Consider the following 15,150-nt stretch of genomic DNA (forward strand, 5'->3'; position numbering starts at 1 on the left):
TAATTTCAGGTTAAAAATATGTTCTCATTTTTTTTCAATTCTCTCTATCGACTCTATCAGTACCAACGAAGTAAATCAATGAAAAATATGGGCGGAATACCAAGATACGTGGATCTCGGAGGTCATTCTATATTTTATTGGGAATTCAATGCTGAGCATGCAAAGCCTATTATTTTCCTTCACGGTCTTTTGGACGAAGGTTTTAGCAACAGAAGAATCGTACGGGAATTGTTAGGAGATCGAAAACACATTCTTGTTTTCGATTTGCCTGGTTACGGAAGGAGTAAATTGCCTAAAATTAAATACCTTTTTCAAATCGATGTATGGGCTGATCTTCTGCTTGCGTCTTTTAAGACGCTCGGACTGAAAGACATTCATCTAGTAGGACACTCGATGGGAGGATTGGTCTCGCAACATTTAGTTTTGAAGGATAAAGAAAAACGTATTTCCAAATTAGTCCTCTTGGCGCCTGGCGGTATGCCCCATCCGAAAAGAGAGGAAATACGTGAATTACTATTTCCTAAAACCGAGAAAAGTGTCGTCGCTTTATTGCACCATTTGTACGGAGATGAGGCACCTGAGCCAGGTTACCTAATGCGTAAAACTTTAGTTACTGTTTGGAATGGATGGGAGAATCATTTTCTGCAGGAAAATACACTGGAAAGAGAAGATGAAATATTTCATGGAAAGCGCGTCGGAGATATCAAAATTCCGACTCTCATCCTTGCAGGAAGTTTGGATGAGATAACACCACCTTCGATGATGAATCAAATGAACCGATGGATCAAACGTAGTAAACTTGTTTGGCTAGAAGGGGCAAGGCATGCAATTCATTTGGAAAGACCGAAGGAAATCGCGCAGCAAATCCTCAAATTTACACATAGGTAATCTCGTTGCGTGCTCGAATTCCCTAAAAGAACAATGTTAGCATTTCGGTTTTGTCATCGATAAAATATTTTTACTATTTTACAGACCTGCCCATATAAAATTGACCCAAGATGACCAAAATTAACATCCTTGTTGTAGAGGATGAACCCTTTCTTGGGCTAAATATTAAGCAAAAAATTGAGTCTTTCGGGCACCATGTGATTGCCGTTGTCCCATCAGGCGATGAAGCATTTCAGGTGGTTGCGGAGAAAGTTCCTGACCTGATTCTTATGGATATAAACTTGGAAGGATCCCTAAGCGGGATGGAAACAGCAGATTCCCTGAAGGATCAATTTTCAGTACCGATTCTATTCTTAACGGGTTTTTTAGCAGAAGCCCATCAAAATAAAATTGCACAAGTCCCCACCTACCATTACCTTCTAAAACCATTTACGACAGACCAACTTCGAGAATCGATCTCTTCTTTCTTCATTTAGCGTTCATTCTCCACTTGAGAAGGAATTCATGATTCCCGTCAGCGCCTTGAATTGGTGATTCTGCAAGACCTTCAAAAACAAATCTTGCATTTGTTTTTTTAATCGTTCTCCAAACATTGCGAATGGCAGTTAGTTGGTGAACTCTGTTTCTCACAATACCTTTTTCGAGCGCAGAAGAAGGAAGTTCAAATTGTGGTTTAATAAGAGAGATTCCAAAAAAATCTTTTGTCGGATTATCTTTTGCTAAATTTGATATATAAGGAAAAATTTGAGTTAAAGAGATAAAACTTAAATCCATAGAGAAAAAGATTTTTCTCGTGAGATTCTCCATGTCTTTCAGATTCAAATCTTTAACATGTGTTCGATCTAGGACAGTAACTCTTTTGTCGTTTGCGATTTTCTGTGCAAGCAATCCATAACCAACATCCACTGCATATACATGAAAGGCTCCCTTCTCAAGTAAGACCTGACTGAAGCCGCCTGTAGAGGCTCCTAGATCGAAGCAAACGATATCCTGGACGTTAAGATCACGAAAACAATCAAAAGCTCCCAATAATTTGTATGCTCCTCGCGACACATACTCTTTGATTCTTGTGCGTATTCTTACCTGATCTGTTATCTTGATGAGTGTCCCTGCTTTCGTAATTGGTCGATCGTTCACCAAAACAGAACCAGACATGATAGTCGAGAGAATCTGATTCTTATCCTTGATTAAATCAGATTGGAGCAAGTATTGATCTAATCTAATTTTTTCGTTCAGCAAGGTAAGTCGGAAATCCCATAAAAAAAGAATCTGTTTTCGTATCTAGTTTATTAGCGATTGCTAAAGCATTATCTTTCGTGATGTCCCTAAGTCTTTTGGTTTCGTCTAATCCAAACAGCGTTGGAAAGGTCAATTTGCCTGAGTTTTGGTCTTTTCCTGGAGTTTTTCCGATGGTGTTTGAGTCACCTTCCACATCTAATATATCATCGGTAATTTGGAAAAGCAGACCGATTTGTTCCCCATAGATTTTGAGATCATTTTTGCGATCCGCATGATCCGGTCTCAATCGATTTCCCAGTAGAAAACTCGCTATGATCAAAGCACCAGTTTTTTTGGAATGAATGGAATACAATCTTTTCATCGGATCAATCCCTAAATTGGTTTCGGATGGAACGGATTTTCCTTCCTCGATCAGATCTTCCATTTGGCCAGTGATCATTCCTGGAAGTCCGACGCCATCATGTAAAATCTGGAAACAATCTTTTAGTTCCTTCGACGATACATTCAATTCACTTAACAGATAAAAGCCGAAAGAATTGAGAGCATCACCTGCTAATATCGCAGTCACCTCATCGAATTTTACATGATTTGTTGGAAGGCCTCTTCTCAAATCATCGTTATCCATGGAGGGCAAGTCATCATGTATAAGTGAGTATGTATGCAAACATTCTAAAGCGGCACTTATGAGTAAGATATTTAACTGATCTTGTGTTTTGAGGTAAACCGAATCAAAATTTTGGTTCGCATAATAGCTATTAATCGCAATAATGGGACGAATCCGCTTTCCTCCTGCGCCGAGGCTATACATGGCTGCTTCAGAAACTCTAGAACTGGGAAAAGATTGAAAATAAGTAGAAATCTGCGGTAAGAAATAGGAATCAAATAAGAGCTTTGCTTGCTCTAAGGATTTTTTAAAGGCATCCATACAAAAAGGATTACCGACTTGCTTTTACAAGTCGGTAACATCGCTTAGTTTAGTTCGTAACCTTTAAAGAAAAAAGCAATTTCTTGCAATGCGTTATCTACGGAATCAGATCCGTGAACCGCATTTGCTTCTTTGCTTTCCGCAAATAAGGCACGAATCGTGCCAGCGGCTGCTTCTTTTGGATCTGTTGCTCCAATGACATCTCTCCAATGCAAGACAGCATTTTCTCTTTCGAGTGCAGCAGCCACAATGGGACCCGACGCCATATAATTGCATAGATCATTATAGAAGGGACGAGCAGCGTGTACTTTATAAAACTGTTTCGCGTCTTCTAAGCTGAGTTTTAAGGACTTAAGTCCTAGAATTTTGAATCCTTCTTTTTCGATTCTCTGTAGAATGTCACCGATGTGCTTGTTTTTTACAGCATCCGGCTTTAGCATAATGAAAGTTCTTTCCATAAGTCCAGATGCCCTCAGGAAGCCAAAAAAGCAATCGAATCTTTATGTCTGTAGAAAGCGAACTAGAAGAAAGGAAGTTGGCAATATTTCCAGTTTTTCAAATTCCATCTCCTCCCATGCATTCAAATCAATGAGCAAAAGGGAATATGGCGAAAGTTTGGAAACGGAAATAGGAAAGGGATTTAAATCTGTTTCGGGTTGGATTACATCGGAAATCTTAATCTTTGAAGATTTCATTCCCTTGAGCGTCGTTAATTTTTCGGAAAAATTTAGGATGGCATCCTTCTCCGTATGGTAAAGAATACCCACTTTATCATATGACTCAAGTCCATTGTCGATAAGAACGCCAACAGTCGCAGGTGTGTAATTTAATATACTTTTTATCTTACCGCCCGTATAACTTCTAGAAAATAAAGGTTTTGCTGCACCTATCAATAATAAGTTGCTATGATTTTGTTTTGCAAAATTGACGATTTCGTATGTAATATTATCTGTGACTCGATATTCTGTTTTAACAGACATATTAAATTCTTTTCCGGTATCTCTAATTGCTTGGAAACTTGATTCTCTATATCTTTTTATCTCCTCATTTGTTAGAGTATCATTGGGTGAAATGTGCAATGCGGTTATATCAACATTTTTCTTCTGATTTCCAGATAGTGCATAAGCAAAACGAACCAAACTTTTCCCCATCTTTTCTTGTGCAAAAGCCACAACGACTCTGAGTTGGTTGTCGGCAATTTTCGGAACCATTGAATTGGATGTATTTTTAGCAAACCATCTTTGAATGCCATCAAGAGAAGGCCCTGTAGAAAGAGTGGTGATCAAAGCCATAAGAACAAAGACGGCAAAGATTTCAGGACTAAGAATTCCCAAATCATAACCAATGTTCAATACTACGAGTTCCATTAATCCCCTCGTATTCATAAGTGCACCAATGGAAAGTGAGTCTTCCCATGAGGACCCTGAGATCCGCGCAGCAATAGCGCTTCCTAAAAATTTACCGACGACCGCGACTAAAATGACGAGTCCTAAAACACCCCATAACTTCGGTTCATTTAATAAAGTAACTTCCGTCCGTAATCCCGTGATGACGAAGAAAATGGGAAGAAACAAAATAACAGCCAAGTCTTCGATTTTTTCTGCTATGAGTTTCTTTAAATTTCCTTCTGTTGGCATGACTACACCAGCTAAAAAGGCACCGAATAATGCATGAATCCCTATCAATTCCGTCACAAAAGCAGATCCAAAGAGAATGAGTAAGATCATCGCCACAGCAGAACGTGTTAAATTTTCTCTGGAAATATAGATAGTTCCCAATCGTTTCAGAAACGGTGCCACTAAAAATATCATACCCAAGATATAGGTGAAGGAAAGCCCAATTGTAAAAATAGCACTTCCGAAATTACCGGCTTTCGCAATCGTAACAATGATCGCGAGGAGGATCCAAGCAGTAATGTCATCAGCAGCGGCGCATGTTAAGACCATGGCACCTAATGGAGTTCTGGTGAGATTTCTTTCTTGAAGAATTCTTGCGAGAACGGGAAACGCTGTAATGCTCATCGCAATTCCCAAAAAGAGTGCGAATGATAAAAAGTTTATATTTGCGGGTGCATAGTCGCGATAAAAAAAGTATGCCAGTAACATACCTAATAAAAAAGGGAAAATGATACTAGCATGGCTGATGATGAGCGCTGAATGAGCTTTGTTCTTTAGAATTTTAACATCTAATTCCATTCCGATGATAAACATGAAAAGAACCAAACCGATCTGACTAAATGTAAAAAGATTGGGAAGACTTGAAGGAGGGAACAATGTACCCATTGCTTCGGGAAAATAGTGACCAAGTAGAGATGGCCCAAGCATAATACCTGCGACGATCTCCCCCATTACACTAGGTTGATTTAATTTCCGAGAAAATATATAACCCAAAAAACGTGCAAAGGCGCAGACGATAATGATTTGAAGAAAGAGAAGGGGGATGGGTTTTTTGATGATCGCAAGTATATCAAATGTTAAATCTTCACTTGTGGAGACAATATTAGCTAAACTTGTTGGTTCAAGTGAGGCACCAAGTCTAAGAATTATATATGCTAAAAGTAAAAAGACTATAAGCGTAACAAAATAAAATACTGATGGTTTGGTTTTCATTTATGTTAGTGTTTCTTTAACCGTCTCTAAATTTCTTAAGTAGTGCATCATTTACAATATCAGGTACTTGATTGGATACTGCACGACCGTGACGCGCTACTTCTTTGACTATAGTAGAGGATACAAAGGAGTACTCGTTATCTGCCATGAGGAAAAAAGTTTCTATATCTGGAGCTAATTTCTTATTCATTAATGAAATCGCATATTCGTAATCGAAATCGGTTACAGCGCGAAGACCTCTCAGAATGACATGGGAATTTTGCTGTTTGCAATAATCTACTGTCAATCCCTCAAAAGTGTCGATTTCAATCTTATCCCAACCTTTGAATACCTTTCCAATTTGCTCCACTCTTTCCTCTGGAGAAAAAAGTGAAGATTTTTTAGAATTCACCGCCACGGCAATGATGATCTTCTCAAATAGTGGATGGGCACGACGAATGATATCGAGATGACCATTGGTAAACGGATCGAAAGAGCCAGGATATACCGCAATGGATCTCATATTCATTTCCTAACTCTTGCCCACTCTTTCATCGGCAATCCAAACAAATTTATAAATCCTTCAGCATCCTTTTGATTATATAGTTCTTCTTTTTCAAAGGTGGATAGTCCGGCATTATAGAGTGATTTATCCGATTTTCGACCGACGACTGAACAATTACCTTTATATAATTTTACACGGACAACACCTGAGACAACAGATTGCGTAAAGTCAATGTAGGCTCGCATAGCATTCATTTGGTTTGAATACCATTGACCATTATATATGTATCTTGCAAATTCATGAGAAAGTTCATCTTTTTTATGTTGGGTATCTCTATCTAAAGTGATTGATTCTAAATCACGATGGGCAATATGTAAAATTGTTCCGCCTGGGGTTTCATATACACCTCTAGATTTAATACCAACTAACCTATTTTCAACGATGTCAACTCGTCCGATGCCATTTTTTCCACCGACTTCATTTAATGATTCCATTACTTCCAATGGATTCATTTTTTTGCCGTCTATTGAGACACAATCTCCGTTTTCAAAACCAAGTTCAACATACGTAGGTTTATCGGGTGCGTTTTCGGGAGAGACCGTCAATATAAACATATCTTCCTTCGGCTCATTGTATGGATCTTCTAGGATACCTCCTTCAAAAGAAAGATGCATTAGATTTCTATCCATAGAATAAGGCTTAGCGGCCGTTACGGGAACCGGAATCCCTTTTTTCTTTGCATATGCGATTAGATCTGCTCTCCCTCCAAATTCCCAAATTCGCCATGGAGCAATGATTTGTAATTCGGGGGAGAGCGCTTTAAATGTAAGTTCGAAACGAACCTGGTCATTTCCTTTTCCAGTTGCTCCGTGAGAGAAAGCATCTGCAGATTCTTTTCTGGCAACATCAGCCATCGCCTTTGCAATCAATGGCCGCGCTAAAGACGTACCGAGCAGGTATCTCATTTCATAAATTGCAGATCCTCTGATGGCAGGATAAATAAAATCACGTGCAAATTCTAATCTTAGGTCTTGGATATATACTTTAGAAGCACCAGTATTTTTTCCTTTTTCTTCGAGTCCTGCTAACTCTTCTTTTTGACCCACGTCCGCACAAAATGCTACGACTTCACAGCCGTAGGTGTCCTTCAGCCAAGCAAGGATCACGGAAGTATCTAAACCGCCCGAGTAAGCTAATACGATTTTTTTAGGAGGAGTTTTCTCTTTCATAGGTTATGAGTCAAAGTAAAAGAAAAAAGAAGGAAGACAATAAAATATTGTAACTTTTCCTCTGGCTGGAGAATGATTTGCATGCGTCCAAGGTGTTTACCGTTTATTCTATCATTATTCCTGTCTTGTCATGGAAGCGCGACATCGGGAGAAGTGAAGTTAAGTTCGGAGCGAAATCCAATAATTGAAATTCAAATCGAAGGCAGAGCACAAAAGGGTTTTTTCCTGGGAATGCAGCCTTATTTGACAAAGGAGGATTATCGAAGTGAAGACGCTTTCTACCTCGCACTGAAGGCTTACTTCGATTATGCGAAGAGGGAAGAAGTGATTGCCTCTGGAAGGACCGTAATTGTATTTCCAGAAAATATCGGGTATTGGCTTGTAGCAAGTGGGGAATCTGATACTGTTTTTTCTCAATCTACTTTTTCGAACGCTATCAAAGAGATAAAGTTTGAACATCTAGGTAGATTTATTTTAGTATATCTTTTCGAAAAAAATTACAGCGAGGATAGAACTAAAGAATCCGTCTTTCGAATGAAAGCCTGGCAAATGGCGGAAATCTATCAGAATGTTTTTTCAAAATTGGCACAGGAATTTCGTGTGGAGATTGTTGCCGGTTCGATTGTCTTACCTGAGCCCAAAGTCGTGGAAGGAAAAATAACAATGACTGACGGGCCCTTGCAAAATGTAAGCTTCTACTTTCATTCAAATGGTACGATTGATCCGGAAGTAACTCGTAAAAAAATTCCCTCGGAAGAGGAGAAGGATTTAGTATTCGGGGCAAATCATACCAAAAATCCGATCATCAAAACTCCTTTGGGTCGATTATATACATTGCTATCATCGGATTTAGGAAGATCAGATGAGATTAAAACGGCTATTGAAAAAGAAGTAGAATTATTCGCTAAACCGGCGTTTGCTTCTAGGCCAACACGGGCAGGAAAATCAAAAATATCACAAATTCCCTATGTGATTCGAGTCTTTTTAAACGGTAATTTCTGGGAAATCAAGACATACGGAACCGCAGAAATTCAATATAGAGAAAAACAAATAAATGTTAAGCGAATAAAGGAAAACGGATCTGGAATGATCTATGCCTTAGGCATTTAGCTTTTTTTTGTAAATACCGCAACGGTTTCTAAATGGTCAGTTCTTGGAAACATATCTACAGGCTGTAAAGATGTTAAGAAAAAATTTCGAGAAAGAAATCTTGTATCTTCACGAAGCGTTAGAGGATCACAGGAAACGTAAATAATTTTTTGAATGTTAGAGTCAGATATGATATTAGCGACTTCTTCTCCGATACCAGTTCGAGGCGGATCGATAACGATTACGTTAAAATCCTTGTTAATTATACTTGGCAGTGTTTCATTCACGCGGCCTCGCCTATACCTTACATTTCGAATATGATTCACTTTCAAGGCTTCGATGGCAGTCTTATGTGAATTTGGATTATCTTCTAATCCTAAAACCTCCCGAGCAACGCCAGATATCCACAGTGCGATCGTTCCTATACCAGAGTAAGCATCAATCACTCGATCTCCTGGAGAAATTTCATCAAGAATGAGGTTATAAAGACTCGGTGTTTGGGCAGGATTTACTTGTAAAAATGTGGAAAGTCCCACTCGAAACTTAAACTTTCCAATAAATTCATTTATATATGGTCTGCCCCATAACAAATTTTCGTCCTTGCCAAGTGCCATGCTAGTATGACGAGTGTTAATGTTTTGAACAATTCCGACGAGCTTGCCAAATTTGCCAGATTTACCTATACGATCCGTTATGTGATTGTGAAGTCTTTTTGATAGATCCTTCGGATACGGTATTTCCTCTTGGTTGGTAACAATGCCCACTAAGATTTCATTCGTTGAAAAAGATTTACGAGCAACTAAATACTTCAAAATCCCTTTTCGAGATTTTTCATTATAGGGAGGTAGAGCTTCTTTTCTTGCCCAAAGTTTGACAGCCTGAGTAATTTCGGAAAGCGCGGGCTCTTGAATCAAACATTCCGTTTGGTCTACGATAAAAGTAGATTCTTGGTTGAAAAGTCCAATGGTTGTAATCACTTTTTTTCCAATGACTCTTCGACCAAAGGGTAATTGTAGTTTATATCTATACAGTTCCGACTTTGGACTGGCTAATATCGGGCGAAATTGAAGATGCCGAAGATCGGCGAACATTTCTCTTACTAGGGTTTCTTTTTTCCTTAACTCTTTACCATACTCTAAGTTGAGAGAAGTGCATCCTCCGCAAAGACCAAAGTGCGTACAATGGATTTTATTCATTTATTTGTGATCGAGTCCTATGATTTCAGAGATATGCTTAAACTTATTTGAGCGGAGGTATTTGTCTAGATAAGAACATATTTCTGAAGGCAAAAAGGGACCTTGGAAAATATAACTTGTGTATATTTGAAGTAAACTTGCGCCAGCTAACATCATCTTTAAAGCTTTTTCACCAGAATCGATCCCGCCTACTCCTACTATCGGTATCTTTCCGCCTACAATCTTGTATGCTTCGGTTACAAATTCTAATGCGCGTTCGAATAATGGATTTCCTGAAAGTCCGCCTTCAGGATGTGGGCCTGGCCCCAAAGATTCTTTATTTAAGGTAGTATTTGTTAAGATCACTCCATCAATGCGATAGTGAAGACATACTTCGAGATTTTCTTTCAATTCTTGAAGAGTAAGGTCAGGGGCAAATTTAAAAAATAATGGAATTGGGAATTTGGGTCCGAACTCCTTTTGAATCCCATCAATCAGTCCTATGAGTGCATTCTTATTCTGTAGATTTCTCAATCCAGGAGTATTTGGTGAGCTGACATTGATTACCGCATAATCTGCATATGGCGTAAGTTTTTTGAGTGTATAATTATAGTCTTGAATGGCTTCCTCCATGGGAGTAACCTTTGATTTGCCCGCATTGACCCCTCGAATGCCTGTTTTTTTTTGTTTCTGGAGGGTAACTTCTACTTTGTCAGCGCCAGGATTATTAAATCCCATACGGTTGATAAGCGCCATTTGATTTGGGTAACGGAACAATCTAGGTGCTTCATTCCCTGGCTGCTGCTTTGCAGTAACAGTTCCAATCTCTACGAAACCAAAACCCATATGGATCAGTGAAGGATAAAGTTCTCCTGTTTTATCAAATCCCGCGGCAACACCCACTGGATTTCCAAATTCTAAACCCCATATAGATTGACGAAGCCTGGGGGAGCGGTATTCCAGTATGGTTTGGAGAGAAGAATAGAAAAAGGGAATCCTTCTAGAGAGATTTAAAAGGGAAGCTGCAAAATGATGCGCCGATTCGGGATCCAGTTGAAAAAGTATAGGTTTAATCAGGCTTTGGTAGATCACGTCATGTTCCAAAGATCAGCCTTTTTTCTTATAGTTTTCTTACAATTTCTTTCCGAAATACGGGAAAGATTGTAAGCTGATTTCAAATCCATTTTTCAAGAATGAATCAAGATCCACTTAATACTAGAATTTGGCAAACTCCTGAGGTCTTTCCTCCAGAGGATGTATTACGCGAGTTGGAAAACTTAATGCGTTCCAATCCAGATCTCTGGCTCAAGTTTACGACCGATGGCATCATAGTAGACTACAAACCATCTCGCTATTTGAATTTTGAGAAAAACCCCTCGGAATTTATCGGAAAACATCATAGCGAAGGTCTTCCTGGATACTTAAGTGTCATAGCCGAAGAGGCAATTCGGTACTTACAAAATAAAAAAAACCAAGTTTTTTGGAACGAGTATAAATTTATATCCTCACAGGAAACGAGACATGCCGAGGCGAGATTTGTTGTCCTCTATGATGGATTTATTGTCTCTACACATCGAGATATAACAGAACGTAAACGACTTGAAGCTGCATTTTTAGAAAGTGAATCAAGATTTCTTTCTATGGCTCAAAATGCAGCAGATTCCATAGTAATCATTAACAGCGAGGACAAAATCCAGTTTTTTAACAAGGCAGCAGAAAAAGCTTTTGGCTATAAACAAACTGATGTCTTGAATCAATCGATTGAACTCATTTTGCCCTTAACAGAAAACGCAGAGTATGCAACAGCGAAAGATTACTATTCTTCAGATTCAATTTTTTCAAATCAAGCTCCCAAAGAATTGGTTGCAAGAAGAAAAGATGATACAATTTTTTCTTGTGAATTGTCAATTGGAGAGTTTAAAACAAATTCTGGAACTATGTATACAGGTATTATACGGGACATTACCGTTAGGCGCCTTCAAGAACAAGAGATATTTCATTACAGAAATCATTTAGAAGAGTTAGTCGAAAAACAAACTTCTGATTTGAAGATAGCGAAGGAAGTCGCAGAAGATGCATCCTATATGAAGTCTCTTTTTTTAGCGAATATATCGCATGAACTCAAAACACCGATCCATGCAATCTTAAGTTATGCGGAATTAGGAAATTTAAAAGCATTTACAGCCAATCCGGAAAAAATCCAAGAATATTTTCAAATCATTGATTCTTCTGGTAAAAGACTATTAGACCTACTTGAAAATTTATTAGATCTCGCCAAACTAGAATCTGGTAAAATGAGGTATGTATATGAAAAGAATTGTCTAAAGGATACCTTAAAGTATGTTATTAATGAAATGGCCGTAATCATGAACAAAAAACATATCCTTGTTCGAATTGATGATTCGGAGGAGCGTTGGGAATCTGAATTTGATTTAGAGAGAATTCAGCAGGTTCTGCGAAACATTATCTCTAACGCATTAAAATTCATCCCAGATAATACCAGTATTGAGATCAAAAAAATAAATAGCGAATTTATTCCCTTAAAGAAAACTCAGTATGTTAAAGGGATAGGTCTGCAAATTAGAGATTTCGGGCCAGGAATTCCTCCAGAAGATTTAGACAAAATATTTGAAAAATTCATCCAATCACGGCAAGTGAAGGCTGGTACGAAAGGCACTGGTCTTGGACTTTCAATTTCCAGAGAGATTGTAAATGACCATAACGGGCTTCTGTATGCAGACAATCACGAAGAAGGCGGTGCAATTTTTACTTTAATTCTTCCTATAAAACAAGGAGATTTCATATGACCATGAATTTATTAGCTGTCGATGATGAATCTATAAATCTTATGATCATTGATGAATCTTTGAGTGATAAAGGATTTAATATTGTGAAGGCGAGAGATGGGGAAGAGGCTTTAGCCATTCTAAATCGTAATGAGTTTTTATTTTTTGCCATCATACTCGATCGTTTGATGCCAAAGATGGACGGCATTGAGCTTCTCCGGAAGATTAAGCACTCAGAAAAATGGCGAGATATACCTGTTATCTTTCAAACGGCAATGAGTGGCGTGACTGACATGACTGACGGACTCGATGCGGGAGCTTTCTATTATTTAACGAAACCTTATTCGCGTGCATTACTTGTAACTATTGTCCAGACTGCCGTAGAGCATTATATAAAGTTACTCAAAGCAAAAGAAGACCTTCATAAGGGGATGGGAGCTCTAAGACATTTAGTAAATGGAGAGTTTCGCATTAAATCCATTAAAGAATCTCACGAATTAGCACCTATTTTAGCGAATGCATGTCCCGATCCAGAAAGAGTATTAACGGGGATCATGGAAATCTTAAACAATGCCATAGAACATGGAAATCTAGGTATTTCTTATCAAGAAAAAACAGACTTACATAATAATGATAAGTTAATGGAAGAAATCTTTCATAGATTGAATCTTCCTGAATATAAGGAAAAATTTGTACAAGTCCTATTTACGAAAAGTCATGATAAAATTGAAATCATCATAAAAGACCAGGGTAAGGGATTTGATTGGCGGAAATATTTATCCTTACAAGCTATGACCAAAAATGCTTTCAAAACACATGGACGCGGAATATTTATGGCAAGGAAACTTTCGTTTGATGATTTAACCTATGAAGATGAAGGATCAAAAGCCATTATCACGATCATGTTAACTGGAAATAGTAGTGAACTATTAACTGACTTTCAAGAATCCTAATTTAGCATTTAAACAATCCTAACCGGACAATTTCGATGAAAAACAAAATTGCAAGAAAAATAACCACTTACTTAGTCCTCTCACTTGTATACCTAATTTTAACTGAAGTAATATTATCTGCCTTTGATCCCGAGCAGGTTTTCGTAAAATCATATGACGACCAAATGTTATTTACTATGTATCCAAATAAAAAGGGGATCGTAATTTCTGAAGAATATAAAGTTTCCGTTCAGACAAATGAATTTGGAGGTCGGCAAAATCTTGCCTTTGAGAATTACCCGATTCTCTTAATGGGTGATTCGTTTTCGGAAGGATGGGGAGTAGAAGAATCAGAAACATTTACCTCCGTCGCAAATAAATTGTTAAGCGAAGAGATGCAGATCCGCAACATGGGAGTTCATGGATCCTGTCCTTCCTTGATGTACATCCATCTACAGAAATATATTACCCTTTTTAAACCTAAGAAAGTATTTTTACAATTGTTTGATAATGATCTTGATGATATAGAAAAATTTGAGCCATTTATGAATCTTCATGAAGGAAGACCTTCGCCCAAAAAACCTGTTTTTGCTCGTATGGCGGGAACTTATCTATACAACCAAGTGAAAGAGAGTTCCATCTTTCGTCTTTTGAAACGAGCCACAAAATTCATTAAGGGAGGAGTGGAACCTATATTATACTTTAAAGAAGGTCGAGAACCAAAGATTTCTCAGCTTTCACACCAGGAATCTTTGGTTAAATATGGCACTCTCCTTCCCCTCGGTGAGGAAATTTCAAAAAAATACAACGGACAGTTTGAATTTTATCTGAAACCCTCTGAAAAACAATGGAAAACGAGACTGGAAAAAGAACTTCACTACCTAAATTTAATCTATAATCTTTTGAAAGACCAACAAATTGAATTAGGCATTATTTACATTCCTGCAAAAGAATTTTTTGCAAAAGGAGGGATACTCGGATTGGAGAAAAATCAAAGTATTAAAAATCTAGAGTCTATCAATCCTCATTTTCAAAACATAACTAAATTCTGTGACACTAATAAAATATCATGCCTTAATACGACTAGTTTATTATGGGATAAAAAACCTGAGGATTTATACTTCCCTTATGACGCGCATTGGAATCGGAAAGGGCATGAAACTTTCGGAAAGATTTTTGCACTAGAAATACAAAAATCTTTCCCTTTGAAATAATTTTCTAAAAAAGTGTGTAAATAAAAGGGGCGATCGCAGATCCCTGTGTTAGGACTAAAAGTGCACCTAGCAAAAGTAATATGAGAATGATGGGAGCAAGCCAAAACTTTTTGCGGATTTTTAAGAAGTCCCATAAATCTTTTAATAATTCTATCATTTTGATTTTCCTTTAAAATGGCCTTTCCATATGTTCAGCCGGTCGCTCGGAACAAACGATGCGATATGTATCTGCTTTCGGTTCCAATTTTCTTTTCATTGAATCAGTTCCAAATATCTTTTTAATAATTCCTATCGGTGTAAACAAAAAGAAAAAGATAAAAGAAAGTATAATTCGTGTATTAATCCAACCTAAGGTTTCACCGATCAACATCCAAAGCTTATACGGATAGAATAAACCTTTTGGAAAGACAAGTCCTATTAATAGAATTCCCAATCCGATAGAAACAAGTATTGGATTCCAAGAGCCTCGATTTAAGTATGGTATGAATCCTCCAAAAACAACGGAAAGGACTCCTCCCACAATATAAGAAAACTTTTTTAAATCCTGAGAGCTTGGGTTATGTTTTTCGTTCTTCATAGG

General features: G+C 37.8%; 16 protein-coding genes. 6 read left to right on the plus strand and 10 right to left on the minus strand.

Annotation, left to right across the window (positions count from 1 at the left end):
* Positions 1 to 18: 18 nt before the first annotated feature.
* Together EHQ58_RS16360 and EHQ58_RS16365 are read left to right on the plus strand one after the other, a co-directional pair.
* A complete protein-coding gene (locus tag EHQ58_RS16360) occupies positions 19 to 888 on the plus strand; it encodes an alpha/beta fold hydrolase (RefSeq protein WP_246047404.1) in 870 nt (289 codons plus the stop codon).
* Positions 889 to 998: 110 nt separating this feature from the next.
* Positions 999 to 1,364 (plus strand): response regulator, encoded by a 366-nt coding sequence (locus tag EHQ58_RS16365; protein WP_135624993.1) that lies wholly within the window; start codon positions 999 to 1,001, stop codon positions 1,362 to 1,364.
* Here EHQ58_RS16365 and EHQ58_RS16370 read toward each other — a convergent pair.
* The 6 genes from EHQ58_RS16370 to EHQ58_RS16395 are packed head-to-tail and all read right to left on the minus strand — an operon-like array spanning position 1,357 to position 7,374.
* Entirely contained in the window at positions 1,357 to 2,127 is a 771-nt protein-coding gene (locus EHQ58_RS16370; protein ID WP_135624994.1) for a TlyA family RNA methyltransferase, read from the minus strand. The two genes, EHQ58_RS16365 and EHQ58_RS16370, sit on opposite strands and share 8 nt — an antisense overlap.
* The gene (locus tag EHQ58_RS16375) at positions 2,108 to 3,052 is read right to left on the minus strand and encodes a polyprenyl synthetase family protein (protein WP_135624995.1); all 945 of its coding nucleotides are present in this window, start codon (positions 3,050 to 3,052) and stop codon (positions 2,108 to 2,110) included. The genes EHQ58_RS16370 and EHQ58_RS16375 overlap by 20 nt, the downstream gene beginning before the upstream one ends.
* A gap of 44 nt (positions 3,053 to 3,096) precedes the next feature.
* Positions 3,097 to 3,510 (minus strand): nucleoside-diphosphate kinase, encoded by a 414-nt coding sequence (locus tag EHQ58_RS16380; protein ID WP_135624996.1) that lies wholly within the window; start codon positions 3,508 to 3,510, stop codon positions 3,097 to 3,099.
* A 42-nt stretch (positions 3,511 to 3,552) separates the two neighbouring features.
* Positions 3,553 to 5,661, minus strand: coding sequence for a cation:proton antiporter domain-containing protein (locus tag EHQ58_RS16385; RefSeq protein WP_135624997.1), 2,109 nt, complete (start codon positions 5,659 to 5,661; stop codon positions 3,553 to 3,555).
* 16 nt (positions 5,662 to 5,677) lie between these two features.
* On the minus strand, positions 5,678 to 6,163 hold the full coding sequence (gene coaD, locus EHQ58_RS16390; RefSeq protein WP_135624998.1) for a pantetheine-phosphate adenylyltransferase: 486 nt from the start codon (positions 6,161 to 6,163) through the stop codon (positions 5,678 to 5,680).
* A gap of 2 nt (positions 6,164 to 6,165) precedes the next feature.
* Positions 6,166 to 7,374 (minus strand): argininosuccinate synthase, encoded by a 1,209-nt coding sequence (locus EHQ58_RS16395; RefSeq protein ID WP_135624999.1) that lies wholly within the window; start codon positions 7,372 to 7,374, stop codon positions 6,166 to 6,168.
* A 153-nt stretch (positions 7,375 to 7,527) separates the two neighbouring features.
* On the opposite strand from EHQ58_RS16395, the gene EHQ58_RS16400 reads away from it, so the two are divergent.
* A complete protein-coding gene (locus EHQ58_RS16400; protein ID WP_135625000.1) occupies positions 7,528 to 8,484 on the plus strand; it encodes a carbon-nitrogen hydrolase family protein in 957 nt (318 codons plus the stop codon).
* Here EHQ58_RS16400 and rlmD read toward each other — a convergent pair.
* Positions 8,481 to 9,659, minus strand: a complete 1,179-nt coding sequence (gene rlmD / locus EHQ58_RS16405; protein ID WP_135625001.1) for a 23S rRNA (uracil(1939)-C(5))-methyltransferase RlmD — start codon at positions 9,657 to 9,659, stop codon at positions 8,481 to 8,483. The genes EHQ58_RS16400 and rlmD overlap by 4 nt on opposite strands.
* Positions 9,660 to 10,730: a quinone-dependent dihydroorotate dehydrogenase gene (locus EHQ58_RS16410; RefSeq protein WP_135625464.1), complete on the minus strand. Its 1,071-nt coding sequence runs from the start codon at positions 10,728 to 10,730 to the stop codon at positions 9,660 to 9,662. It lies immediately after the preceding gene.
* Positions 10,731 to 10,831: 101 nt separating this feature from the next.
* On the opposite strand from EHQ58_RS16410, the gene EHQ58_RS16415 reads away from it, so the two are divergent.
* The 3 genes from EHQ58_RS16415 to EHQ58_RS16425 are packed head-to-tail and all read left to right on the plus strand — an operon-like array spanning position 10,832 to position 14,570.
* On the plus strand, positions 10,832 to 12,445 hold the full coding sequence (locus tag EHQ58_RS16415; RefSeq protein ID WP_135625002.1) for a sensor histidine kinase: 1,614 nt from the start codon (positions 10,832 to 10,834) through the stop codon (positions 12,443 to 12,445).
* Positions 12,442 to 13,377: a response regulator gene (locus EHQ58_RS16420; protein ID WP_246047405.1), complete on the plus strand. Its 936-nt coding sequence runs from the start codon at positions 12,442 to 12,444 to the stop codon at positions 13,375 to 13,377. Before EHQ58_RS16415 ends, EHQ58_RS16420 begins: the two co-directional genes overlap by 4 nt.
* Positions 13,378 to 13,412: 35 nt before the next feature.
* Complete coding sequence (locus tag EHQ58_RS16425) at positions 13,413 to 14,570, plus strand: SGNH/GDSL hydrolase family protein (protein WP_135625003.1); 1,158 nt, start codon at positions 13,413 to 13,415, stop codon at positions 14,568 to 14,570.
* 4 nt (positions 14,571 to 14,574) lie between these two features.
* Here EHQ58_RS16425 and EHQ58_RS18780 read toward each other — a convergent pair whose 3' ends face one another.
* Positions 14,575 to 14,727, minus strand: coding sequence for a DUF5989 family protein (locus tag EHQ58_RS18780; protein WP_167883667.1), 153 nt, complete (start codon positions 14,725 to 14,727; stop codon positions 14,575 to 14,577).
* 12 nt (positions 14,728 to 14,739) lie between these two features.
* Complete coding sequence (locus EHQ58_RS16430) at positions 14,740 to 15,147, minus strand: SxtJ family membrane protein (protein ID WP_135625004.1); 408 nt, start codon at positions 15,145 to 15,147, stop codon at positions 14,740 to 14,742.
* Between the last annotated feature and the right edge of the window lie 3 nt (positions 15,148 to 15,150).

Origin of the sequence: Leptospira ognonensis (assembly GCF_004770745.1) — a bacterium.
Classification (GTDB): Bacteria; Spirochaetota; Leptospiria; order Leptospirales; family Leptospiraceae; genus Leptospira_A; species Leptospira_A ognonensis.

What these genes read in the sequence shown, in the direction of transcription:
- EHQ58_RS16360 (WP_246047404.1), top strand. Translation starts at nt 19, where the DNA reads ATGTTCTCATTTTTTTTCAATTCTCTCTATCGACTCTATCAGTACCAA.
- EHQ58_RS16365 (WP_135624993.1), top strand. Translation starts at nt 999, where the DNA reads ATGACCAAAATTAACATCCTTGTTGTAGAGGATGAACCCTTTCTTGGG.
- EHQ58_RS16375 (WP_135624995.1), bottom strand. Translation starts at nt 3,052, where the DNA reads ATGGATGCCTTTAAAAAATCCTTAGAGCAAGCAAAGCTCTTATTTGAT.
- EHQ58_RS16380 (WP_135624996.1), bottom strand. Translation starts at nt 3,510, where the DNA reads ATGGAAAGAACTTTCATTATGCTAAAGCCGGATGCTGTAAAAAACAAG.
- EHQ58_RS16385 (WP_135624997.1), bottom strand. Translation starts at nt 5,661, where the DNA reads ATGAAAACCAAACCATCAGTATTTTATTTTGTTACGCTTATAGTCTTT.
- coaD (WP_135624998.1), bottom strand. Translation starts at nt 6,163, where the DNA reads ATGAGATCCATTGCGGTATATCCTGGCTCTTTCGATCCGTTTACCAAT.
- EHQ58_RS16395 (WP_135624999.1), bottom strand. Translation starts at nt 7,374, where the DNA reads ATGAAAGAGAAAACTCCTCCTAAAAAAATCGTATTAGCTTACTCGGGC.
- rlmD (WP_135625001.1), bottom strand. Translation starts at nt 9,659, where the DNA reads ATGAATAAAATCCATTGTACGCACTTTGGTCTTTGCGGAGGATGCACT.
- EHQ58_RS16415 (WP_135625002.1), top strand. Translation starts at nt 10,832, where the DNA reads ATGAATCAAGATCCACTTAATACTAGAATTTGGCAAACTCCTGAGGTC.
- EHQ58_RS16420 (WP_246047405.1), top strand. Translation starts at nt 12,442, where the DNA reads ATGACCATGAATTTATTAGCTGTCGATGATGAATCTATAAATCTTATG.
- EHQ58_RS16425 (WP_135625003.1), top strand. Translation starts at nt 13,413, where the DNA reads ATGAAAAACAAAATTGCAAGAAAAATAACCACTTACTTAGTCCTCTCA.
- EHQ58_RS18780 (WP_167883667.1), bottom strand. Translation starts at nt 14,727, where the DNA reads ATGATAGAATTATTAAAAGATTTATGGGACTTCTTAAAAATCCGCAAA.
- EHQ58_RS16430 (WP_135625004.1), bottom strand. Translation starts at nt 15,147, where the DNA reads ATGAAGAACGAAAAACATAACCCAAGCTCTCAGGATTTAAAAAAGTTT.